Source organism: Gallibacterium melopsittaci (assembly GCF_042433085.1).
GTDB classification, from domain to species: Bacteria; Pseudomonadota; Gammaproteobacteria; order Enterobacterales; family Pasteurellaceae; genus Gallibacterium; species Gallibacterium melopsittaci.
Genome location: NZ_JBHLWA010000049.1, coordinates 65,042 through 90,234 on the forward strand (window position 1 = coordinate 65,042; position 25,193 = coordinate 90,234).

General features: G+C 37.5%; 19 protein-coding genes. 4 read left to right on the forward strand and 15 right to left on the reverse strand.

The annotated features are described in order from the left end of the window. Positions 1-69: 69 nt before the first annotated feature. The 3 genes from ACFFHT_RS10160 to ACFFHT_RS10170 all read right to left on the reverse strand — a co-directional run bounded on the left by ACFFHT_RS10160 (position 70) and on the right by ACFFHT_RS10170 (position 2,243). Positions 70-1,029 (reverse strand): TAXI family TRAP transporter solute-binding subunit, encoded by a 960-nt coding sequence (locus ACFFHT_RS10160; RefSeq protein ID WP_382375885.1) that lies wholly within the window; start codon positions 1,027-1,029, stop codon positions 70-72. Positions 1,030-1,198: 169 nt separating this feature from the next. Further along, positions 1,199-1,930: a tRNA pseudouridine(65) synthase TruC gene (truC, locus tag ACFFHT_RS10165; protein WP_382375886.1), complete on the reverse strand. Its 732-nt coding sequence runs from the start codon at positions 1,928-1,930 to the stop codon at positions 1,199-1,201. After that, positions 1,923-2,243 (reverse strand): YqcC family protein, encoded by a 321-nt coding sequence (locus ACFFHT_RS10170; RefSeq protein ID WP_382375888.1) that lies wholly within the window; start codon positions 2,241-2,243, stop codon positions 1,923-1,925. Before ACFFHT_RS10170 ends, truC begins: the two co-directional genes overlap by 8 nt. A gap of 88 nt (positions 2,244-2,331) precedes the next feature. Between ACFFHT_RS10170 and ACFFHT_RS10175 the strand changes: the two genes are divergently transcribed. The 3 genes from ACFFHT_RS10175 to ppnN are packed head-to-tail and all read left to right on the forward strand — an operon-like array spanning position 2,332 to position 5,381. Continuing rightward, positions 2,332-3,129: a DUF2310 family Zn-ribbon-containing protein gene (locus tag ACFFHT_RS10175; protein WP_382375890.1), complete on the forward strand. Its 798-nt coding sequence runs from the start codon at positions 2,332-2,334 to the stop codon at positions 3,127-3,129. Between the two features lie 14 nt (positions 3,130-3,143). After that, positions 3,144-3,992, forward strand: a complete 849-nt coding sequence (gene queF, locus ACFFHT_RS10180) for an NADPH-dependent 7-cyano-7-deazaguanine reductase QueF (protein WP_382375892.1) — start codon at positions 3,144-3,146, stop codon at positions 3,990-3,992. A gap of 15 nt (positions 3,993-4,007) precedes the next feature. Further along, positions 4,008-5,381 carry a nucleotide 5'-monophosphate nucleosidase PpnN gene (gene ppnN, locus ACFFHT_RS10185; protein ID WP_382375894.1) on the forward strand — a complete coding sequence of 458 codons (1,374 nt, stop codon included), beginning with the start codon at positions 4,008-4,010 and terminating at the stop codon, positions 5,379-5,381. A 50-nt stretch (positions 5,382-5,431) separates the two neighbouring features. On the opposite strand, the gene ACFFHT_RS10190 is transcribed toward ppnN, so the two are convergent. The 6 genes from ACFFHT_RS10190 to ACFFHT_RS10215 all read right to left on the reverse strand — a co-directional run bounded on the left by ACFFHT_RS10190 (position 5,432) and on the right by ACFFHT_RS10215 (position 11,590). Next, on the reverse strand, positions 5,432-5,866 hold the full coding sequence (locus tag ACFFHT_RS10190; protein WP_382376136.1) for a C40 family peptidase: 435 nt from the start codon (positions 5,864-5,866) through the stop codon (positions 5,432-5,434). Positions 5,867-5,993: 127 nt separating this feature from the next. Continuing rightward, positions 5,994-6,290, reverse strand: coding sequence for an integration host factor subunit alpha (locus tag ACFFHT_RS10195; RefSeq protein WP_382375896.1), 297 nt, complete (start codon positions 6,288-6,290; stop codon positions 5,994-5,996). A gap of 3 nt (positions 6,291-6,293) precedes the next feature. Next, positions 6,294-8,681, reverse strand: coding sequence for a phenylalanine--tRNA ligase subunit beta (gene pheT / locus ACFFHT_RS10200; protein ID WP_382375898.1), 2,388 nt, complete (start codon positions 8,679-8,681; stop codon positions 6,294-6,296). A 21-nt stretch (positions 8,682-8,702) separates the two neighbouring features. Then, entirely contained in the window at positions 8,703-9,686 is a 984-nt protein-coding gene (gene pheS, locus ACFFHT_RS10205) for a phenylalanine--tRNA ligase subunit alpha (protein WP_382375900.1), read from the reverse strand. Between the two features lie 244 nt (positions 9,687-9,930). Further along, positions 9,931-10,605: a TIGR01621 family pseudouridine synthase gene (locus ACFFHT_RS10210; protein WP_382375902.1), complete on the reverse strand. Its 675-nt coding sequence runs from the start codon at positions 10,603-10,605 to the stop codon at positions 9,931-9,933. Positions 10,606-10,612: 7 nt separating this feature from the next. Next, on the reverse strand, positions 10,613-11,590 hold the full coding sequence (locus tag ACFFHT_RS10215; RefSeq protein ID WP_382375904.1) for an aldo/keto reductase: 978 nt from the start codon (positions 11,588-11,590) through the stop codon (positions 10,613-10,615). Positions 11,591-11,971: 381 nt separating this feature from the next. On the opposite strand from ACFFHT_RS10215, the gene ACFFHT_RS10220 reads away from it, so the two are divergent. Next, a complete protein-coding gene (locus tag ACFFHT_RS10220) occupies positions 11,972-12,142 on the forward strand; it encodes a DUF3861 family protein (protein ID WP_382375906.1) in 171 nt (56 codons plus the stop codon). Between the two features lie 52 nt (positions 12,143-12,194). Here the strand turns inward: ACFFHT_RS10220 and ACFFHT_RS10225 are convergent, their stop codons facing one another. The 6 genes from ACFFHT_RS10225 to ACFFHT_RS10250 all read right to left on the reverse strand — a co-directional run bounded on the left by ACFFHT_RS10225 (position 12,195) and on the right by ACFFHT_RS10250 (position 25,158). Further along, complete coding sequence (locus tag ACFFHT_RS10225) at positions 12,195-14,702, reverse strand: glycogen/starch/alpha-glucan phosphorylase (protein ID WP_382375908.1); 2,508 nt, start codon at positions 14,700-14,702, stop codon at positions 12,195-12,197. Positions 14,703-14,960: 258 nt separating this feature from the next. After that, a complete protein-coding gene (gene glgA / locus ACFFHT_RS10230) occupies positions 14,961-16,391 on the reverse strand; it encodes a glycogen synthase GlgA (RefSeq protein ID WP_382375909.1) in 1,431 nt (476 codons plus the stop codon). 104 nt (positions 16,392-16,495) lie between these two features. After that, the gene (glgC, locus tag ACFFHT_RS10235) at positions 16,496-17,815 is read right to left on the reverse strand and encodes a glucose-1-phosphate adenylyltransferase (RefSeq protein ID WP_382375911.1); all 1,320 of its coding nucleotides are present in this window, start codon (positions 17,813-17,815) and stop codon (positions 16,496-16,498) included. A gap of 24 nt (positions 17,816-17,839) precedes the next feature. Then, entirely contained in the window at positions 17,840-19,819 is a 1,980-nt protein-coding gene (gene glgX, locus ACFFHT_RS10240) for a glycogen debranching protein GlgX (protein ID WP_382375913.1), read from the reverse strand. A 12-nt stretch (positions 19,820-19,831) separates the two neighbouring features. After that, positions 19,832-24,367 (reverse strand): 1,4-alpha-glucan branching protein GlgB, encoded by a 4,536-nt coding sequence (gene glgB / locus ACFFHT_RS10245; protein WP_382375915.1) that lies wholly within the window; start codon positions 24,365-24,367, stop codon positions 19,832-19,834. 221 nt (positions 24,368-24,588) lie between these two features. After that, positions 24,589-25,158: a cysteine hydrolase family protein gene (locus tag ACFFHT_RS10250; RefSeq protein ID WP_382375917.1), complete on the reverse strand. Its 570-nt coding sequence runs from the start codon at positions 25,156-25,158 to the stop codon at positions 24,589-24,591. Between the last annotated feature and the right edge of the window lie 35 nt (positions 25,159-25,193).

Here is a 25,193-nt window from a genome sequence, read left to right on the forward strand (position 1 = left end):
TCAAAATCCAAAAAACCGAAAAAAGGCAGGAAAACCTGCCTTAAATATTTTCTTTATTATCAAATAAAATTACATCCAGCCACGTTCTTTATAATAACGAACTGCACCTTCGTGTAATGGTGCGGATAACGCATTTTTGATCATTTCTGATTCTTTTAAGTTTGCAAATGCAGGATGTAAACGTTTAAAGCGATCAAAGTTATCAAATACCGCTTTCACCACTTCATAAACAACATCAGGGGAAACATCTGTTGAAGAAACTAATGTGGCATATACCCCGAATGTATCAACTGGTTGATCTGAACCCTTATAAAGACCACCTGGAATCACTGCTTTTGCATAATATGGATTATCTGCAACTAATTTATCAATTGCTGGACCTGTTACTGGAACTAAGTGAGCATCACAAGAAGCAGCCGCTTCTTTTAATGCACCATTTGGATGTCCCACGTTATAAGTAATTGCATCAAGATTGTTATCACACATTACTGATGCCATTTCCGCTGGTTTCAACTCTGAAGCTACTCTAAACTCTCTATCGGTCCAACCTTTCGCCGCCAAAATAACATTCATTGTAGCTCTCGTACCTGATCCTGGATCACCAACATTAACACGCTTACCTTTTAGATCATCAAAAGAATTAATATTTGAATCATCACGAGCCATCAGCGTAAAAGGTTCAGGATGAAGAGAAAAAATCGCTCTTAATTTGTCATTTTTCTTACCCTCAAAAGAACTCGACCCATTATAAGCATGATATTGCCAATCAGATTGAGCAATGCCCATATCCATTTGTTTAGCAGCAATAGAATTTAAATTCCCTACTGAACCACCTGTAGAAGGAGCATTACATTTAACTTGTGTTTTCGCTGTATCGCGATTAACCAACTGGCAAATAGATTGTCCGACCACATAATAAACCCCTGTTTGCCCACCAGTACCAATCGTCACGAATTTATCTTCCGCCATAACTGATGCAGAAGTAAACATCAAGCCAGTTACCATACCTAATTTAAATAGTTTTTTCATTGTAGTTCCTCAAATAAAGGTGAGATATTATGTCTGCATAATCAAGCTAAATAGCTGACGCAACAATAAGATATACAAGACAATAACATAATTTGCAACAATCAAGCCTAACTTTTTCTAAAAAGTTGAATAATTATCACAAAAAAATCACTTTTTCTTAGCAAAAGCGTTATTCTTTTGCACAAAAAATATTCTTGATTTTTAGGAAGTTTTTATCCAAAGAAGCAAAAATTTCCAATCTTTGTTGCGTAACTGGATGTAATAGACGTAAAATTTCAGAATGTAACATTAAACGATTAATCGAGAAATATTCTGCAAACGCCCGATTTTGATGCAAATCACCATACTGAGTATCACCAATAATTGGATGAAAAATATGCTTTAAATGTCGCCGTAATTGATGTTTTCGTCCTGTGTGCGGAGTTAAGCGAACTAAGCTATAACGTGCTGTTGCATAACGTCCAACTGCAATCGGTAATTCTATCGTGGCCAAACTTTGATAATCAGAAATCGCAGGTTGTGCTGTTTTATTTGGATCAGTAAATTTATCCGCAATTTTATCCAATTTAGGTTTTAATGGATAATCAATTCGATCGCTCCCCGTCAAGTAGCCTCGCACAACTGCCAGATAGTGTTTTTCAACCAGCTTGTTTTCAAATTGCCAGCAAACTTGAGCTGCCACTTCACTACTCAATGCAAACAATAATACCCCTGATGTTGGACGGTCTAACCGATGAATCGGGAAAACATACTGCTCGATCTGATCGCGTAATGTTTGCATCACAAATTCTGTTTCGTGCTTATCTAACCAACTACGATGCACCAACATTCCTGCTGGTTTATTGACCGCAATAAGGAATTCATCTTGATATAAAATTTCTAACGGTTGTACCTTATCCATTAGTCAATAACACCTCAATTTTTTGAATTGGTAATAATAATTTTGGCAAATGTGGGTGTTCTTTTAATGCTTCTTCTAAATAAGGAGAAATAGCAATCGCAGTGGGTAATGGTGCATTCGCTTCTGCTAATGCCAACATGCGTGGAATAAAAATCCATTGCAACCATTCTGTCGCTTCCATAGTATCAACCGCAAATGGTTGTTGACTGGCAAAGGCTGCATCTGATGGTGGTTGATATTGCCATAATTCATGTTGTTGCATAATTTGTTGTAGTTCATTCAAATAATCAACCAATAGTGTGACTTTTTGCATAATAATTCTCTTTTTCTGAATAAAATGATTTAGATTCTTACAAGAAAAGCATAGTATATTCTCTTTACGAATCTTACAGGAATATTTCATGTTTTTAACCAAAGTAACTTTTGTCACCAAAAAAAGACAAACTTACGATATTAATCAAGCACTCGCCTATTGTAATCAATTAATTGACGCTTGGCGTTATAATGGGCAAATTATTGGTCGAGAAATTCCTATAACCTATCAATTTACTGCGGATGATTTACTAACATTTGTCATTAATGTGAATTGTCCAGAGAAAACCTCATTAAATGCCATTCACAATAGTACGCTGGTTACTGAAACACTAGACAATTTACAATCGCTTGGGATAACGCTTGATCATTATGAAATTTATGCTAGCGATCTAAATTCTGATGAGGCAATTTCCACACTCTCTAAAACGACAGAATTGGTACTTTATACAAATTACTTAAAAAGTAGTTCACCTGTTTGCGAATTAACTTCACTTGCTCCTGTGCCACTTTATCATCTTTGTTATGATAAGCCTCAATTAGGCATAGATTGCATTAAGTGGGAAGAAAATTGGCAAGCCTGTGATCAATTACAAATGAATGGTCATTGTCTAGTTGCAGAAAGTCTTACACAAATTAGTGAATTAACTAGCCCATTAGCCAAACAAGGTTATGCGTTACGCCAACAACTAGAAGCACAATTACAACGCCCTGTTTACTACTATCTTTATCGAGTAAATGGACAAGATTATCAAACAGAAATTGAACGTTGTTGTCCTCGCTGTGGTCAAGAATGGTTTTTACATAATCATCCAATCAATATATTTGATTTTAAATGCGATGATTGCCGTTTAGTTTCAAATATTGCTTGGGAATTACAAGAATAAAGAAGAGATATTTTATGACACATTATCAAGATAAAAGCTTAGATAACTTAACATTAGGCAAAAAAACAGCTTATGCCGATCATTACCAACCAACTTTATTACAAGCCGTACCACGTCGTCTTAATCGAGAACAATTAGGCATTACGCAACAACAGCCTTTCTCACAAGGTGCGGATATTTGGACATTATATGAGTTATCGTGGTTAAATCAGAAAGGTGTACCTCAAGTAGCAATTGCAGATGTTTATCTTGATTTTCATAGTGAAAATCTCATTGAGTCAAAAAGTTTTAAACTCTATTTAAATAGTTTTAATCAATCAAAATTTGATAGCCTTGAAACTGTTCGAGCCACTATTGAACAAGATTTACGCCAATGTGCAAATGGTGATGTCAAGGTCACTATTCATACACTCGATCACTATCAACAGCAATCCATTACCCACTTTGCAGGACACTGTATTGATCAACAAGAAATTGAAATTGATAATTACCAATTTAATCCTGATTTGCTTGCCCATTGCATTGAACCAAATAGCGAACCAACAGAAGAAACCTTAGTCAGTCATCTATTAAAATCAAACTGTTTAATCACTCAACAACCTGACTGGGGTAGCGTGCAAATTCATTATGTTGGACGTAAAATTAATCAAGAAAAATTACTGCGTTATTTAATCTCATTCCGTCAACATAATGAGTTTCATGAACAGTGTGTAGAGCGTATTTTCTGCGATATAATGCGTTATGCCCAACCTGAAAAATTAACCGTTTATGCACGTTATACACGGCGAGGTGGTCTGGATATTAATCCATTCCGTTCTAATTTTGAACCATTACCACCTAACGTCCGTTTAGCACGCCAATAAATTTAGGAGGAATTGATGAGCGTTTATTATATTAATCCTCGAGGTAGTATGGATCAGCTTTCTCATCTTGAAGTAGCTCGTTTAAAACAAGGGGCAGAAGGTGATCTCTACCCTCTCTACCGCAACTGTTCACTTGCCGTTTTAAACTCAGGGGCAGTGACTGATAATAGCCGAGAATTACTGGGACAATATCCCGATTTTGCAATTAATCTCTGTGCTCGTGAACGTGGCATTGCGTTAGAGTTACATAATCCCCCATCGAGTGCATTCGTTGATGATCGCATTATCCGTAATATCCAATATCATCTCTTTGCGGTATTGCGTGATATTATTTTTGCCCAAATTAATCAGGAACGTTTTCGTGGTGCTTATTTACCGCAAGCAGAACCAAGCGAACGTATTACCAATCAAGTATTCTCTATTCTACGCAATGCTAAAGCCTTACCTTTAGGTGAAGATCCTAACTTAGTGGTTTGTTGGGGTGGACACTCAATTAATGAGATCGAGTACCAATATTGTCGTGCAGTCGGCTTAGAGTTGGGATATCGTGAACTAAATATCGTGACTGGTTGTGGACCTGGGGTAATGGAAGCACCTATGAAAGGTGCAGCAATCGGACATGCTAATCAACGTTTTAAAAGTAGTCGTTTTATTGGTATTACTGAACCTTCTATTATTGCTTCAGAACCACCAAATCCAATCGTGAATGAATTAATCATTATGCCAGATATTGAAAAACGCTTAGAGGCATTCACTCGTTTGGGACACGTTTTCCTTATTTTCCCAGGTGGTCCAGGGACATTTGAGGAATTTCTATTCTTGCTAGGCATAAAATTACATCCTGATAATCAAGCACAAGAAATCCCATTGATTCTGACAGGACCTGCTGCTTGTGCTGATTATTTTAATGCGATAGATCGTTTTGTCGAAAAAGTATTAGGCGAAAAAGCACGTCAACAATATGAAATTATTATTGATGATCCTGTATTGGTTGCACGTAAAGCCAAACAAGCAATGGAGTTAATCAAGCAACAACGTTATCAACGTAATGACTCTTATAGCTTTAATTGGGCGGTAAAAATTGACCCTGTGCTACAAGCTCCTTTTGAGCCAACGCATAAAGCAATGGCAGAATTAGATCTACATCTCAACCAACCATTAATGGATCTTGTTTCTAATTTACGTCGTGCATTTTCAGGCATTGTGGCAGGAAATATTAAACCAGATACGATTGATGCCGTTGAACAATACGGGGTATTCAAATTACATGGTGATCCAATGGTGTTAGAACAGATGGAAATTCTATTAAAATCTTTCGTTGCTCAGCATCGGATGAAATTACCAAGTGCAGAAGAGTATGTACCTTGTTATGAGATCGTAAAAGATTAAAAAGTAAAGGCCTCACTAGATGTGAGGCCTCTATATATTTGATGAATTCGCTATAAACGCCTAACTTGCCAGAATGTTCTACTCCAATATGGATTATTTAACGAGGAATAAATTACTCCTCCAGATGTAGAGGCGTGTAGGAATTGATTATTTTTTACATAAATGCCAACGTGATAACCATTTGGCCCTCTTCCTGTTTTGAAAAAGACCAGATCACCCGTTTGAATATCCTCTAAAGGCACTTTAATTCCGACTTGAGATTGTGCTGTCGTTGTTCGTGGTAATTGAATTGAAAAACGATCAGCAAACGTCCGCATCACAAATCCCGAACAATCTACACCACTACGAGTATTACCACCAATACGATACGGTGTACGATACCATTCGTGCTGTTGTTCACTTAATTGAGCCATTGTATAAATAGGATCTGGCATTCGGCTATGGTAATTACGTTGATAACTTGAGCAAGCCGCTAAACCTAGTATGAGTGTTACAACGAATCCTGCTTTTAAAGAAGAAATTGCTTTGTTCAACTCAGATTCCTCACATGGTTAGTTGTAAAACATATAAAGTAAAAAAGTATTCCCAAACCAGGGAATACTTTTTTGTTAATTAACTTTTTGGTTTAGATTTTTCTACTCTAGCACGTAATTTCTGACCTGCTTTAAATACTACAACACGGCGTGCTGTAATAGGTACATACTCTCCTGTTTTTGGATTACGACCTGGACGAGGTGTTTTATCACGCAATTCAAAATTACCAAAACCAGATAATTTAACATCCTCGCCTGCTTCTAATGCAGTACGAATTTCTTCAAAGAATGACTCAACCAATGCTTTTGCATCATTTTTATTTAAGTCAAACTTAGTAATTAAATTTTCAGCAAGTTCTACTTTTGTTAACGTCATAGACTAATCTCTCAAATAAGCATTTAACTTCTCTTTCAATGCAGACAACACGGCATTCACCACTGCTGAAATATCTTCATCACTTAATGTCTTTTCTTTATCTTGCAACACTAAGCTAATTGCCAAACTTTTTGTTCCTTCAGCAATACCTGCACCTTGATAAACATCGAACAAATTAATTTGTGTTAATTGTGTTCCTGCTGCTTCACGACACACGGCTAATACACTATCTGCTGTCACATCTTCATTGACAATAATAGCTAAATCACGGCGATTTGCTGGGAAACGAGAAATTTCTTTGGCTTGAATTACATCTTTATGAGCAATCTTATCCCACAACACTTCAAATACAACAACTTTTCCATTTAAATCAAGACGTTGTGCGATACGAGGGTGAACAGTACCAATAAAACCAATCTCTTCACCATCAAGCATAATTGCTGCAGATTGCCCTGGATGTAATGCTGGATAAGATTTTGCAATAAATTTAATATTTTTTCCAGCATTAGTCAGATCAAAAATACTCTCTAAATCACCTTTTAAATCAAAAAAATCAACAGTTTCTGATTTAATTGCCCAATGTTCAGCAGAGCGATTTCCAGTAATGACACCACCAAGCACAAATTCTTGACGTACGCCAATTTCCGCACTGTTATCTGGTACAAAACGTAAGCCTGCTTCAAATAAACGAATACGTGATTGTTGGCGATTCTGGTTATACGCTACCGCACCTAACAAACCACTGAGCAAAGAAACTCGCATTGCAGACATCTCTACTGAGATTGGATTTGGCAACACTAAGGCATCTTGTTGTGGGTGTAATAAAGATTGGATTTTCGGATCCACAAAGCTATAAGTAATTGCTTCTTGATAATCATGTTCTACAAACGCAGTTTTAATCCGACTTAATGAAACATCAGATTCCTTATGTTCACGCATCATTAAATGTGCTAATGGTGCATTATTTGGAATGGTGTTATAACCATAAATACGAGCAACTTCTTCAATTAAATCTTCTTCGATTTCAATATCAAAACGCCAGCTCGTTGGCATCACTGACCAAACATCATTCGCAAAATTCACCTCAAAACCTAAACGTTGGAAAATATCGGTGACGGTTTCGGTTGGAATGACGTGCCCTAGTAGGCTATCTAATTTTTCACGACGTAATGTAACTGGTTTTACTTTTGGTAAAAATTCTTCGCTAGCAACTTCACAGATTTCACCTGCTTCACCACCACAAATTTCAAGTAATAATGCAGTAGCACGTTCCATCGCATAGCGTTGTAACTCAAAATCAACACCACGTTCAAAGCGATGTGACGCATCAGTATGTAAACCATACTGTCTTGCACGGCCAGTAATGGCTAATGGTGCAAAGAAAGCAGATTCTAAAATCACATCTTTAGTCGTTTCATTTACGCCACTATCTTGACCACCAAAAATTCCTGCCATCGCTAATGGACCATTTTGGTCAGCAATTAATAAGGTATTTTCTTTTAATTCAGCTGTTGAACCATCTAATAAAACTAATGTTTCGCCTGCTTTTGCCATTCTTACTTGTACTGGTTGTGCTACTTTTGCCGCATCAAAAGCGTGCATTGGTTGCCCTAATTCAAGCAAAATATAGTTAGTGATATCCACCACAGGATCGATTGAACGAATACCACAACGGCGTAATTTCTCCTTCATCCAAACTGGTGTATCAGCTTGAACATTGACATTTTTCACAACACGCAATAAGTAACGTGGACAAGCCTCAGGCGCGAGTAATTCAATTTCTACTTTATCGCTAATTGTAGTGTTGACTGGGCTAAACTGTAATGGATTAAGTTCTGTTTTATTGACTACTGCCACTTCACGAGCAATACCACGAATACTTAAGCAATCAGCACGATTTGGTGTTAAGCTAATTTCAATTGCTTGATCATTTAAATTAAGATATTCGCGTAAATCCATACCAATTGGTGCATCAGCTGGTAATTCAATAATGCCATCACCATCGGTTGAAATTGCTAATTCAGCATAAGAACAAAGCATCCCTTCTGATGGTTGACCACGCAATTTTGCTTTTTTAATTTTAAAATCACCTGGCAATACCGCACCTACTTTTGCACAAGCTACTTTTAAACCTTTACGACAATTTGGTGCACCACAAACAATATCTAATAATTCGCCTGTGCCAACATCAACTTTAGTAACACGCAATTTATCCGCATCTGGATGTTGGGCACATTCAACAACTTCACCTACTACTACATTAGTAAATTCACCTGCAACCGCTTCAACACCATCAACTTCTAAACCAAGCATGGTAATTTGATCACATAACTGTTCTGTTATTATCGCAGGATTAACCCATTCTCTCAGCCAAGATTCATTGAATTTCATTTAAGTTATCTCCCCTGCAAATTAGTTAAATTGTTTTAAGAAACGAAGATCATTTTCAAAGAAAGCACGCAAATCAGTGACATTGTAACGCAACATTGTTAAACGCTCGACACCCATTCCTACTGCAAATCCAGAATATTCATTTGGATCAATACCAACATTGCGTAACACATTTGGATGTACCATACCGCAACCTAGTACTTCTAACCATTTACCGTTTTTACGCATCACATCGACTTCCGCAGAAGGCTCTGTAAATGGGAAATAAGATGGACGGAAGCGAACTTGTAAATCCTCTTCAAAGAAATTACGTAAGAAATCGTGCAATAAGCCTTTTAATTCAGTAAAGTTTGCTTTCTTGTCCACAAACAATAACTCAATTTGATGGAACATTGGAGTATGGGTTTGGTCGTAATCATTACGATAAACACGACCAGGTGCAATAATGCGGATCGGTGGACGTTGTTTTTCCATCGTACGAATTTGTACACCTGAGGTTTGGGTACGCAATAAACGCTCGGCATCAAACCAGAAAGTATCATGATCTGCACGTGCTGGGTGATGAGCTGGAATATTTAACGCATCAAAATTATAGTGATCAGTTTCGATTTCTGGTCCAGTTTCAACAGCAAAACCTAATTCAGAGAAAAATTTCACTACACGTTCAATGGTTAATGAAACAGGATGCAAACCACCATTTTCTAACTTACGCCCTGGTAAGCTCACATCAATCCGTTCTTTCGCTAATTTGGCATTCAACTCTGCTTCTTCTAATTCTGCTTTTCTTGCATTTAATGCTGCTTGTGCAGTTTGTTTCGCTTCATTAATTTTAGCCCCCATTGCTGGACGTTCTTCTGCAGAAACATCTCTTAATCCTTGCATTAACAAGGTATAAGGACCTTTTTTACCAAAGTACTCAACACGGATAGCTTCAAGTGCTTTACCGTCCTGAGCTTTAGCGATTGCCGCTAAGGCTTCCTGTGTAATCTGTTCTAGGTTTTGCATACCTTTCCTCTATAAATGTAACTTTAGCTAACTTGATAAGTCTTAAAAATTGTCATAAAAAAAGCCTCCATATTGAGGGAGGCTTGTCAGTTTAATTTGGCAAGAATTTAGTTAAACCAATCGCCTCTTAACATCTAAGAGCTAAAAAATCGGAAACTAAAAACAACTATCAACATAATTAAACTGAATGAAATTGGGTTAAAAGTTGAATAATGATAATACTAACGACTTAAAAAATCACGTTTTATTGTTGAATTTCTGCAATTTCTTGCTGAATAATTTGTGTCATCTGTACTTTCACCGATTCTTTATCAAAATCACCATCTGTGGGCAAACAGGTATAACAAAAAAATTGCCCTGAAAAATGAAATGCTAATAACGCAGAATGTAAATGGCAACGTGCTGTCGTTTGCCTATTTCCATACAAAGGATCACCTAAAATTGGACTGCCTAAACTTTTCATTGCTACTCGTAATTGATGCGTTTTACCTGTTTGTGGTTTTAATACAAATAAACGTAATTTACTCTCGCAACTGACAGAATAAAAACGGGTAATCGCGGGATGCTGTTGTTCTTGAGTTAACTTCCACATTCCCCGTCTTGTTCGCACCATATCACCACGAATTAATCCCTGTTTTTTCTTTGGTTTCTCTTGTGCTAACGCAAAATAAATTTTCTGCACTTGATGTTGTGCAAAACAGGCTGACAATTCTGCGGCGGCAGATTTGTGTAACGCAAATAATAACAATCCTGAAGTACTTTTATCTAAACGGTGGACTAACCACACTTGTTCCACATTGAGTTGTTTTGCTAACAATGTGGTTAACCCTATTTCTTGTTCATCTTTATGTACACTGATTCCTTGTGGCTTATCAATCACCACAAAATCTGCGGTTTGCGCAATAATAGGAAAAATCATTGTGCTCCTACTTTTTTCTTGGAATAACACTAGTTAATTGATGCGGTAAATACAATTCTTCCAAATAGTTTGCATCTTGATCATTTAGTGTAAACTCAACGGCTTGCACAGCATCTAAGAAATGAGCAGTCTTGGTTGCCCCAACAATCGGTGCTGCAACACCTTGTTTAAACAACCACGCTAAGGCAATCTCTGTCATTGATACACCATAACGCTCCGCAAGCTCTGCCACACGTTGTACAATCAAGAAATCACTCTCTTTAGTTCTTTCATATTTTGCTTTTGCCATTTTATCTGTTTGACTACGAGATGAGTTACTTTCCCATGTTTTACGAGTTAAATGACCAGCGGCCAAAGGCGAATAAGGAATTAATGATACGCCATATTGTTGTGCCACAGGAATTAACTCTCGCTCATCCTCTCGATAAAGCAAATTATAGTGATTTTGTAATGTTGAGAATAATGTCCAACCGTTCTGTTCGGCAACTAATTGCATATTATGGAATTGATAACCATACATTGCTGATGCTCCAATCGCCCGCACTTTTCCAGCTATCACTAATTGATGCAAAGTTTCCATCGTTTCTTCAATGGGAGTGTTGTAGTCAAAACGGTGAATTTGGTATAAGTCAAGGTAATCTGTCCCAAGACGTTGCAACGTTCCATCAATTTCTCGCAAAATAGCTGCACGAGAAAGCGCACCTTCGTTAAAAAAGACTTTGGAAGCCAAAACTACCTTTTCTCTTGCTACACCTAGTTGTTTCAACGCATTACCTAGATAAATTTCGCTCGTACCATGCGAATAACAATTTGCTGTATCAAAAAAGTTTACGCCACATTCTAATGCTTGCTTGATCATTGCTGTCGTTTGTTGTTGATCTAATGTCCATAAATGGAAGTCTTCTGATGGTTTCCCATAGGACATACAACCCACACAAATTCTTGATACTTCAATTTCCGTATTGCCTAATCTTGTATATTTCATCCTAACCTCGTTGTTCTATCACATATCAATTCAAACCCACTTAGAATACTGCTCATTGCTGTCAGATACTAGCGTTCAATAAACATTTTTAAACAAAAAATTCCAGCAAACTTGCTCAGATTTTTTCAATAAAATCAATCTCTTTTTTTATAAAAATTTCATTCTTAAGGATTGCATTAATTCATATCTTGATGAATTATAAAATGGCAAATTTTTTCTACAATAAACTACAAATTCTCATCATTAAAAAAATCTATTTTGAAAGGAGAAATTGATGAAACAACATCAATATAAAATTACAGTTGATTATCTTACTGATCAGGAAGGTAATCCTATTAATCAACAAATTCAGTTTAATGCACCTAATCACGATAAGAATTAATGCAACAACGTGAAGGCTTTACCCCTGAAATGGCACAACGTTTTGCCGTAGGCTTAAAACTTATGACTGAAGTTATCATGGAAAATAGGAATAACCCTTTATTTCAAGAAATTCGCCCAATGATTGGTGATATGATGAAAGTAATTAAAGGTAAAGGGAAAAAAGAATAACTATATAGTTAAAAGGCAGTGTAGAAACACTGCCTCTATAACTTAATAAAAATTAAAGTTTCTCTGGAAGCTCATCTTCAAACACACAGTTCTCTGCTTCATAAACCTCTTTGTCATAACTTAACAATGGACCAACTTTCCAGATATTTTCCGCATAATCAATAATCGAACGGTCAGAGGAGAAATACCCCATATTTGCGGTATTAATTAATGCAGATTTTGCCCATGCTTGAGGATTACGATAATGTTCATCAACCTGTTTTTGAATTTCCACATAAGAACGGAAATCTGCCATCACTTGATAATAATCACTGAACAGATTTAGTTCATTTTGATAACGCATTGGTTCTTGCGGTGAAAAACGTCCTGAAGTAATTTGTTGCACAATTTCATGCAGTTGCGGATCTTTTTCAAAGAACTCAAATGGTGAATAGCCTCTTGCACGTAAGGCTTCTACTTGTTCAACAGTGTTACCAAAAATAAAGACGTTTTCTTGTCCAACCATATTGAGAATTTCAACATTTGCACCGTCTAATGTTCCTACTGTTAAGGCACCATTTAAGGCAAATTTCATATTACTGGTTCCTGATGCTTCAGTTCCTGCTAATGAAATTTGTTCAGAAAGATCAGCTGCTGGAATAATGATTTGTGCCAAACTTACACCATAGTTAGGAATAAAGACCACTTTAATTAAATCACGTACTCGGCCATCATTATTGATAACTTGTGCAACATCATTGATTAAATTAATAATCTTCTTCGCAGTATGATAAGCACTTGCCGCTTTTCCAGCGAAAATAAACACACGCGGTGTCCAATCTGCCTCTGGATTTTGCAAGATTTGGTTATAGCGATAAATAATATGTAACACATTCAATAACTGACGTTTATATTCGTGAATACGTTTTACCTGCACATCAAATAACGCATGTGGATTGACTTCAATGCCGAGATTTTTCTTGATGTAATCGGCTAAACGTTGTTTATTTTCAAATTTCACACGTTGGAAATCTTGCAAGAATGCTTGATCGTCAACAAATTGATTTAATTGGCTAAGTTCTTCCAAATCTTTACGCCATTTCCTACCAATACGCCCATCAATTAATGCCGATAATCCTGGATTCGCAATAGCCAACCAACGACGAGGAGTTACCCCATTGGTTACATTCGTAAAACGATCAGGATAAATTTGTGCGAAGTCAGCAAAAATTGATTTCACCATTAAATCAGAGTGAATTTTCGCCACGCCGTTGATCTTATATGAACCAATTACTGCTAACCAAGCCATACGCACGCGACGACCATTATCTTCATCAATAATCGACACACGGCGAATCAGATCTTCACCATACCCTTTCGCACGCAGATCATTTAAGAAATGTTCATTAATTTCTAAGATAATTTGTAAATGACGCGGTAGGATTGTGCCTAACATCTCGATTGGCCACGTTTCTAACGCTTCGCTCATTAATGTATGGTTGGTGTAAGAGAAAATCTTGCAACACATTTGCCACGCTTGTAGCCATTCATAGCCATGTTCATCAATTAATAAACGCATTAGCTCAGGAATCGCCAATACTGGGTGAGTATCATTTAAGTGAATCGCCACTTTATCCGCTAAATTGTCTAAATTATCAAAAATATCAAGGTGACGACGTAAAATATCTTGTACTGATGCAGAGGTTAAGAAATGCTCTTGGCGTAAACGTAGCTCACGACCAGCAGTGGTTGAATCATCTGGATATAATACTCGTGATACATTTTCAGAGAAGTTTTGTTTTTCCATCGCAGCAAAATAATCACCACGATTAAAATCATTTAAACTGAAAGCATCACTGGATTGTGCCGACCATAAGCGTAAGGTGTTGGCAATGTCATTATCGTAACCTGGAATTAATTGATCATAGCCTAATGCCACCACTTCATCTGAAGGTTTCCAGATACATTTATTATTTTCATAATAAATTTGGCCTCCAAAACGGATAGGAATTTTTTTACTTGGGCGATTGTATTCCCACGCAATATTTTGTGCTAACCAACCGTCTGGTTTCTCTACTTGACGACCATTTTCAATCTCTTGTCTAAACATCCCATAATCATAACGAATACCGTAACCCGTTGCTGGAATGCGTAAAGTCGCAAGGCTATCTAAGAAACAGGCTGCTAAACGCCCTAATCCACCATTTCCTAAACCAGGATCTTCTTCTTGATTAAGGATAGCATCAAAGTCTAAACCAAGTTCAGTAAAGGCTTGTTTCATTGCCTCATAAACATTCTCTGCAATTAAAGCATTACTAAATGCACGTCCCATTAAAAATTCCATAGAAAGATAATAGACACGGCGTGATTGTTCATGTTTGATTGCACGGCGAGTATGTAAACGAGATTGTGCGCTTAAATCACGCACTGTATAAAGTGCTGCATTTAACCAGTTAGTTAATTTTGCTTCTGATGGTTCACAACATAAGTTATAGATAAGTTTGGAAACGATAGTTGCTTTGAGGGATTCAACATCTCTGGCTGGTGCATTATAGGTAAATTTAATTTTATTTGCTGGCATTTTTGATCTCCAATAGGAAAATGGCTCATTTTTGCGGCGGGTATCCTATGTTATTTTGTTGATTTTTTCAATGAAAAATGAACATTATTTACCCCAAAATCGTATAAATATTCACTATCAAATAATAATTAGAAGTGTTTCTCCAATTATAACATAATGATTTTTATGAATTATTTTTTATAACTCACTTATCAATTATAAAAAGAAATAGTGTGTATAAAATCACCTATACACACTATTCTTCTAAATAAACATCTATTATTTTTGATATAAAGCTAAATAACTTTTTGCAGCTTTTTGCCAACTAAAGTCTTGTTGCATTGCAGTAGAACGAATTAAACTCCATTGGCGAGGCTTTTGCCAAATATCTAGCATTTTATCAATCGCATAAAGGAAACCCGTAACATCTGCATGTAAGAAGACAAATCCTGTTGCGGTTTTCACTTTTTGAGTGTCTGGTGTGGTATCCACAACGGTATCTGCTAGACCACCTGTCGCTCTTACTAATGGCAATGTACCGTATTTCAAACCATAAAGTTGGGTTAATCCACAAGGTTCAAAACGACTAGGCACCAAAATCACGTCACCACCAGCTACCATACGGTGTGATAAGGCTTCATTGTAAGCAATTTTCACCCCAATTTGACTTGGATAGGTTGCTGCAAGGTGACGTAAACTCTCTTCAAAATGTGGTGCACCTGATCCTAATACCGCTAGTTGAATGCCTTTATTCACCATTGTTTCGGCTGCAGCAATGACTAAATCCGCACCTTTTTGCTCTACTAAACGTGTTACCATCACTAATAAAGGGGCATCTGGATTTTGTGCTAAACCAAATTCTGCTTGCAAAGCCTCTTTATCTTTTTTCTTACCTTGCATCTTGCCAATTTTATACGTTTTTTCGAGGTTTGGATCAGTCGCAGGATTCCACACCTGATCATCTACGCCATTTAAAATGCCATGCAAACGATGTTGTGCTGCTCGAGTCTGTAATAAACCATCAAAACCATATGCCATACTTGGATCGGTAATTTCACGTGCATAGGTTGGACTCACTGCAGTAATTTCATCGGCATAATATAAACCAGCTTTCAGATAAGAAATTTGCCCATAAAATTCTAACCCATCAACATGGAAGAAATGGTGTGGTAATTGCAATTCCGCCATATGGCGAGCATCAAATAATCCAGCGTAAGCTAAATTATGAATGGTGAAGATTTTTTTCACAGGTAAATTCCAAGCGACTGCATAAGCCCCTGCTAAACCAGCTTGCCAGTCGTGCATATGCAAAACATCTGCCTCCCCCCACCAAGTATCTGCACCAGCGGCTAATGCTGCGCCAACCCAACCAAGAATCGCAAAACGTAAATAGTTATCGGCATAATCTTGATAATATTCATTATGATAAGGATTACCTGCTCGATTAAATAAGTGTGGAGCATTAATTAAATAAATCCCAATGCCTTGATATTCTGCATGGCGAATTTCAATATGACCTGCAAAGGTAAAGAGATGCAACGAATGTTCATGCTGTGGCAATTTTTCCGCAACCGTAGGATACATCGGTAATACTACTCTTACATCCATACCCTCTGCTTGTTGTGCAAAAGGTAATGCACCCATAACATCTGCTAAACCGCCGGTTTTAATCAATGGATAAAGTTCTGAACAGATATGAAGTACTTTCATTATTAAATAAGATCCTTGTTTTATTGAGAAAATATCCACTTTTCCGTTACTGATGTCCGCGAAAAAGTGGATATCATTATGCATTAGTTATAGAGGATGTAGCGTTAAGCATCCGCTGGCTCTTCTTCCGCTTGTTGTTTTGCAAGCAATTTTTCTAACATTGGTTCAGTAACTAACACAATATTACCTTGGCTACTAATTCTGAAACGTTGACGATCAAGCTCTAAATCAACCCCAATTTGCATTCCATCTGGAATATGACAATTACGATCAATAATACAACGGCGTAAGACACAATTTTTACCTATCTTAACTTGAGGCAGAATAACGGCATATTCAATTTTTGATCCCTCTTCAACACGGACATGATCAAATAAAACTGAATTACTAATTTCTGCATCAATAATAACGCCACTACCACCAATCAATGAATTATCAATGGTTTGTTTATGTGGATGCTTATAGAAGAATTTTGTTGGTAATGTTTGTTTTGGCACAGTGCGAATTGGCCAGTTTTTATCAAACATATTGAGTTGCGGTTTTTCACTCACAAGGTCAATATTAGCTGACCAGTAACTTTCTAGTGTTCCCACATCACGCCAGTAAATTAAACCTTGTGTATTTCTACCTTTGCTTGAACGTTCAAATGGATGAGCATAGAGTAAACCCTCTTCCACCATTGCAGGAATAATATCTTTACCAAAATCGTGAGAAGTATTTTCGTAACTTGCTTCTCTTTCTAGAATTTCATAGAGATAATCTGCATCGAATACATAAATCCCCATTGAAGCTAAAGATGAATTTGGTTTATCTGGCATTGCAGGTGGATCATTTGGTTTTTCAATAAAGGCTTTTACTTGCAGTTTTTCATCCACTGCCATAACACCGAACGCTTTAGCATCCTCTCTTGGCACTTCAATACAGCCAACGGTCGCTTTACCACCAAACTCAATATGATCCTCGATCATACGCATATAATCCATTTTATAAATGTGATCCCCTGCAAGGATTAATACATATTTTGGACGATAATGCTCTTTCATAATTGGTACGTTTTGCCATACTGCATCCGCTGTTCCACGGTACCAAGTAGAATCATTTAATTGTTGACGCGCAGGAAGCATATCCACAAAATGCCCACGTTCACGAGGTAAGAACGACCAACCATGTTGTAAATGACGCAATAATGAGTGTGCTTCATATTGCGTAATTACCCCAATCTTCAATAAACCAGAGTTTAAGCAGTTTGATAAAGCAAAGTCGATAATACGATGTGCACCACCAAAATACACCGCTGGTTTTGCACGACGATCGGTCATTTCATGTAAACGAGAACCTCTACCACCAGCTAAAATTAATACCAATGTATCATTGGCGATACTTTCTCGCGTTGGAATAGATTTATTTGTGGTTGCTGCGCTCATAATATTCTCCTGTAATGTTCAATGTTAAGACAGTGACTGCGTTAAGATTACGATTCCGAGTTGTGCAACAATCGCTCGTGATTGTTGTAGCTCAAGCCCTTCGCCAAATCGTTTTTGCCAATTTCCTTCAGGTAAATGGAAAAGTTGACTCGTACGATTAGCATTAAAAAGTAATAGATACTTTCCTTGTAATAACAACATTAAGCTACGTCCTTGATGCCAATCTTGCGTCTGCATTGGTTGGCCATCTGCACGAAACCATTGTGCATTGTCTGTATGCCACCAATCATCATAAATTCCTGCTGACGCCATTTCTTTTCGTAAGGTAATAAGCTCTGCTACATACTGTTGTAACGAATGATCAGCTGCTTGCCAGTTCAACCAGGTCAACTCATTATCTTGGCAATAGCAATTATTATTGCCTTGTTGGCTGTGTCCGATTTCATCTCCAGCCAATATCATTGGTGTTCCTAACGCCAATAATTGTGTTGCAAATAACGCTTTTTTACTTAACAAGCGTTGTTGCAGAATCTCAGGATTATTACTTGTTCCTTCCTCACCGTGATTAAACGACAAGTTGTGGTTATCACCATCTCGGTTGTCTTCACCATTATTATGATTATGTTTCTGGTTATAACTCACTAAATCCTGCAAATTAAATCCATCATGTGCGGTTATAAAATTAATAGAACTACGTACTGTACGTCCTTTATATTGAAAGAGATCAGCACTTCCCGCAAAACGTAACGCTAACGCACTTAATTCTTGGCTATCATTCAACCAAAAACGACGCATATCATTACGAAAACGGTCATTCCACTCACTAAAAAAATGTGGAAAACCACTTAATTGATAACCACCTATTCCTACATCCCAAGGCTCTGCAATCATTTTGCACTGCGCTAACAGTGGATCCTGTGCCATTGCTGAAAATAGTGCTGCATTTTGTTTAAACTCAGGCGTTCTACCTAACAATGACGCTAAATCAAAACGAAAACCATCAATATGAAATTCTGTCACCCAATAACGCAAACAATCCATTACCCATTGTAAAACGCGAGGTTCAGAAAGATTTAAACTATTACCGCATCCTGTCCAATTACAGTAATGATGATGTTGGTCATGCCAATAATAAAGGCGATTATCAATCCCACGTTGGCACAATGTTGGACCTGCAATATCATTTTCTGCCGTATGGTTAAACACAACATCTAAAATCACTTCTATTCCTGCTTGATGTAAGGTTTTGATTAAAGATTTTAATTCCAATAATACCTCTTTTGAGGTAGAAAATCTTTGATCTGGCGCGAAATGTGCTAAAACATTGTAGCCCCAATAATTCTTTTTCCCCATTCTCTGCAAACGAGGTTCATCTAAATGCAACGTTATTGGCAATAACTCTACTGCAGTTATCCCTAATTTTTGTAAATATGCCACATTTACAGGATCAGCTAATCCAGCAAATGTTCCTCGTAAAGTAGCAGGAATGCGATCGTTTAATTGAGAAAATCCTTTAATATGTAATTCATAAATAATAGTTTGTGACCAAGGAGTTCTTAGTGGTTTGTCATTTTCCCAATCAAATGCCGTATCTACCACCACACTTTTTGCTGCTAACGCTGCATTATCTTGTTGGTTATCCCATAAAAAAGGCACTAACTGTTGTTCGGTTTTAAATTCAGGAACATTTACTACTAATCGACTGTAAGGATCTAATAGCAATTTTGTAACGTTGTAACAATTACCTTGCTCATGCCCACCATCTACACGAAATCCATACTGTTGTCCAAGCGGAATATTGGTTACAAATAGACTAAAACAGTCATGATGACGATACATTGGATAACGAGTTTCCTGTTGTTGTTCGTCAAATAAACATAACCACACCTGTGTAGCATGCGGAGCGACAATAACAAAATTCACCCCTTTGTACCCTTGATACTCCGTCATGCTATATCCAAGCGGATATTGATAACCAATAAATGTCTCTCGTGTTGGTGTCATATAAAATCCCTATTATTTTTTGACAGCCTTTCTCGTTGTTGTCCGTTTTTTGGTAGTAGCCGTTTTTACTTTTGGCGATTTATTCGCTGTTTTTGTACCTGTTGTTACCGTTTTTCTTGCCGCTTTTTTAATTGCTTTTTGTTCTACTTCTACCACAACGTCTGCTTCACTCCTGGCAGTATCCTCTTCATCAACTATTTCATTTTCTAATACAAAATAGACTGCACCGAGCGGAGGCACTTCAACACTTAATGAATACTTCTTGCCATGGCTAGCAATTTTTTCACTCCAAAGTCCCCCTGAGTTATGTACACCACTTCCCATATAACTTGGATCATCAGAGTTTAAAATTTCACGATAAAAACCACCTTTATTCACACCAAAACGATAGTTATGTCGTACTTCAGGCGTAAAATTACAAACGACAACTAAAGTTTCACCACTTTTCGCATAACGAGCAAACACCAAAACAGATTGATCCGCATCATCCACGACTAGCCATTCAAAACCATTTGGGTGCTGATCTTGTTGCCATAATGCTGGATAACGTTGATAAGTATGATTTAAATCTCGCACCCAACGTTGTACGCCATTATGCCAACCGCCATGTTCTTCATTGAGTAAGAACCAATCTAAACTTTCTTGATAATTCCACTCTCTACCTTGAGCAAATTCATTACCCATAAACAATAATTTCTTACCTGGGAACCCCCACATATAGCCATAGTAAGCCCGTAAATTCGCAAATTTTTGCCAACAATCGCCTGGCATTTTCGTGAGCAATGAACCTTTACCATGTACGACTTCATCATGCGACAACGGTAATACAAAATTTTCGCTATATTGATACATCATGCCGAATGTGAGTAAGTTATGGTGATATTTACGATAAATTGGATCGAGTTTCATATAGCGTAATGTGTCATTCATCCAACCCATATTCCATTTAAATTGGAAGCCCAAACCACCATTTTCCGTCGCATGGCTTACACCAGCAAATGAAGTACTCTCTTCCGCTACTGACAACACACCTCGCTGTTCATTCTGCAATAACGCATTGGTACGTTGGAGGAAATTAATCGCCTCTAAATTTTCTCGTCCACCATATTGGTTTGGAATCCACTCTCCATCAGAACGGCTATAATCACGATAAATCATTGAAGCCACTGCATCGACTCGTAAACCATCAAAGCCATAACGCTCAATCCAATACAACGCATTTCCTGTTAAATAATTACGAACTTCATTACGCCCAAAGTTATAAATTAAGGTATTCCAATCTTGATGATAGCCTTCTCGAGGATCGGCATGCTCATAGAGTGCTGTACCATCAAATTTGCTTAAACCATATTCATCTGTTGGGAAATGCCCTACAACCCAATCTAACAACACATAAATCCCTGCTTGATGTGCTTTTTCAAGGAAATAACACAATCCTTGGGCATCACCAAAACGGCGTGTTGGCGCATATAGACCTAATGGTTGATAACCCCAAGAACCATCAAATGGAAATTCCGATAATGGCAACAATTCAATATGAGTGAAGCCCATTTCCTTCACATAAGGAATTAATTCATCAGCGACTTCTTGATAATTTAACCAATAATTATTCGCCAAATTTCGTCGCCAAGAACCTAAATGCACTTCATAGATACTAATTGGGGCATCAACGGCATTCGCTTTTGCTCTTTCTGCATTATACGGTTGTTTTGGTGGCAGTTTTGTGACAACTGATGCGGTTTCTGGACGAAGTTGTGTACCAAACGCATAAGGATCCGATTTCAAACGGATAGCCCCGTTGGCATCCAATATTTCGAATTTATATAAGCAACCTTCACCAATTTCAGGAATAAAGATTTCCCAAATGCCACTTTCCCGATGGAAACGCATCACATGACGGCGACCATCCCATTGGTTAAAATCACCTACCACAGAAACACGCCGTGCATTCGGTGCCCACACACTAAAATTCACGCCTGATACATAACTATTTTCTGTTAAGTGTGCCCCCATTGCTTCATATGGACGTTGATGTGTTCCCTCTTTCAATAACCAATTATCTAATTCAAATAAACAAGATGGGAAACGATAAGGATCTTCTTGATAAATTGGCTCTGCACCATTGCCATAATCAATCTTAAATAAATAATGGAGATCAGCGGTAGCTCGTGGCAATAACGCAATAAAGAAACCTCGTTCATCCACCATTTGCATATCAGATAAACAGTGATTTTTTTGTCGATTATAAACGGCAACACTTTTTGCATTTGGTATTAACGCACGAATAATTAAACCTTGTGCAGAGGTATGTGCACCTAAGAATGAGAATGGATCGCCGTGTACGGCATTAAATAACTGATCGATTTGGTTATAATCGACGGTAATCATATTATCCCCTAATAGCATAAGTTTAAGATTATCTTGATAGCACTCTGCTACTGCATTAATAGCGAGTTGTTGACGTGCAGAAATAATTTGTCGATAGAAATGATGTAATTTTTGACAAACTTGGTTATCAAGTAACGATACTGGTAAACGATAACGCCAATTTGGATACGCTCTAGAAATACCTGGAATATTAAAAGAAGATTCAATTCCAAGCAGATTTTCTGGTTGAATCGCAAATAATTGGCTACGGCTCGCTGCCCCTAGTTGATGAATTGCAAGGTTTAATTCATCGGTAAGTTGCAAGTCTTGTGGTAATGTTGCTAATAATTTGGCTTGTTTTAAGGTTTGTACAAAACGCACTTTATCTTCTGTGCGCTGTTGTAATGCTCGTTGATATTGTGCCTCTTGTAGCACATTTAACTGATACATCGTATGTAAATCGGTTCCTTGCCAGAATCCATGTAATGGCGCAACATCATGTGTACTCACCACCGCAATCGCATTCGGTTTGTAATGCTCTGGCAACAGATAACCATCATAGGTTTTACTAAAATACATCACCGCATAAGAATAAATGCCATAACGATCTAACCATTGTCTAACTTCTGGTGGCACAATCCCAAGATCTTCGCCCACAATTAAACATTGCTGCCGTTGGCTTTCAATCGCGAGGATTGAAATAAGCTCCTCGATTGGATAATGTACATAAGCCCCTTGCGCTGCATTCGAGCCTTGTGTAATCCACCATAAACGATATAACGCCATTACATGATCAATGCGTAAAATCCCATAATGCTGCATATTGGCACGCCATAAATTAATCAATGTGGCATAGCCTTCTGCACGCAATACTGTCGGATGTAATGGCGGTAATTGCCAATTTTGTCCTGCTGGTCCTAATTCATCTGGTGGTGCGCCGACCGAAGCCTGCAAACAGAAAGCTGTACGGTTTGCCCAAGTATCTGAACCACCTCGTGCAACACCAACTGCAAGATCACCATATAAGCCAAGTTTGACCCCAGATTGTGCAAATGTCTGTTTTACTGCCTCAAGCTGATCTTGCATTAACCATTGCAACCACATATAAAATTCGATCTGCTTACTATGTTGTTCGGCAAATTGCTGCACCACTTCACTATCAGGATCTTGATATGCTTTCTCCCAAGCTAACCAACCTGCCAAATTCTCTTCATCTTCTTGTTCTTGTGTAAATGTGCGATCGAGAACTTCAAATAAACCATGTAAATAAAGGGCTTTCCCTTGTTCTGCAACAAATTGCGCAAAAGCCTGACGGCGATAAGCTAAACTCCCTTCTCGTTTAAAAGCCTGATAAGCGACTCGTAAAGCTGCCAATTTAGTCTGCCAAACCAATGAGTAATCGACCCAAGCTGTTTCACGTAATGCTAATAAAACTTTCTCAGTTTCTGCACTATGGCGCCATTCTACTGCTACAGATGAAGCCATTTCTGGTAACGAGTCAATGGCTAAATAAATTGGATTTAACCAACGGCGAGAAGAAGGACTATATGGGCTTGCCCATTCAGGATGGGCTGGGAAAAGCGCATGTAAAGGATTAATCCCAATAAAATCAATCCCATCTCGTGCAAATTCTTGTGCTAATTTTTGTAAATCACCGAGATCGCCAATTCCCCAGTTCTCATCAGATCGTAAACTATATAACTGCACATTTAATCCACTCACCTTTTGTTGATTATTCAATAAGGGTGATTGATAGGTTTTGTTCGGTGCAACCAGTAAGCGATAACGAGCGTAATTGGTGACCAAACAATAGTACCCCATTGGTAAAGGCATCAATTCAAGGTATTGCTGTGGTTCAAGTCGCCAACTGTTGTCAATATTTTGTTGTTGTTCATTATAGAGTTGTTGCGGGTATTCATCGTTGGCAAATTGTAATTTTTCCCAATCTAGGCGAGCAACTGATTCGGCATTGATAACAAAAATATTTTTAAAGTGATCAGAAGAAATAGAAGTGTGAGGTTTAAGCCATTCAATTAATGTTGTTAATACTGCATTATCCACCTCAATCTTTTCCCCTTCTAAGCTGTAATAATCAGGGGCAATTCCTAAGGTTTTAGCATCTTGCTCTAATTGAGATCGTTCAGACAACTGTCCGTGAGAGGAGTTAACTATCGAATCCATGAGATTCTCCAAAATAAGTACAACCATATCGCTAAACAACGGGAAGGAAATCGTTTGCGCTTTTTTCAATTCCTCACCCTGCGAATAGTTTATTTATACTCTTTTTTTAGTATAAAACCTATCATCAGATAACAAAGATATGATCTCGCCCACAATATTTTTTATTTTTTGTTGTTTTTTCTTTCACACGATAAATTTTTAGAAAAATTTAGCTTGAGAACTTACTTACTTTTTACAAATAATCGTAAGAGATCAGTAGTATCCAATACGGTAGCAAACTCACCTTGTAAACTGGCTAACGCCGTATCATGTATTAATTGTGCAGAAAATCTCTCTCCATTTATACCTTTTCGATCAAACGTTGCTGTTGCATCAGCAGCTAAAAACACCTCATAACCATAATTTCCCGCCATTCTCGTTGTAGTTGAAATACAATGATCGGTCGTTAACCCTGCTATCACAACTTGTTTAATCTGTTGTTCATCTAATAACTGTTTTAAATCAGTTCCAATAAAAGCACTATTAACATTTTTTTGAATGACAACTTCATCTGGTTGAGGTGCAACTAAAGGTTTAAATTGACATCCACTATGTGTAGCAAACAAGCAAGAGTGCGGATTTTGGGAACAGTGTTGAATATGAAAAATTGGATAACCTTGCTTACGCCAATGCTGTAACAGTAATGCCGCATTTTCTTCTGCATTTGGATTATTTCTTTCCTCACCCCAATAATTAGGAATATCAAATCCTTGTTGAATATCAATTAAGATTAATGCTGGTAAATTTTGCATAGTTTTTCTAAATAAATATAAAAATAGGATTAAAA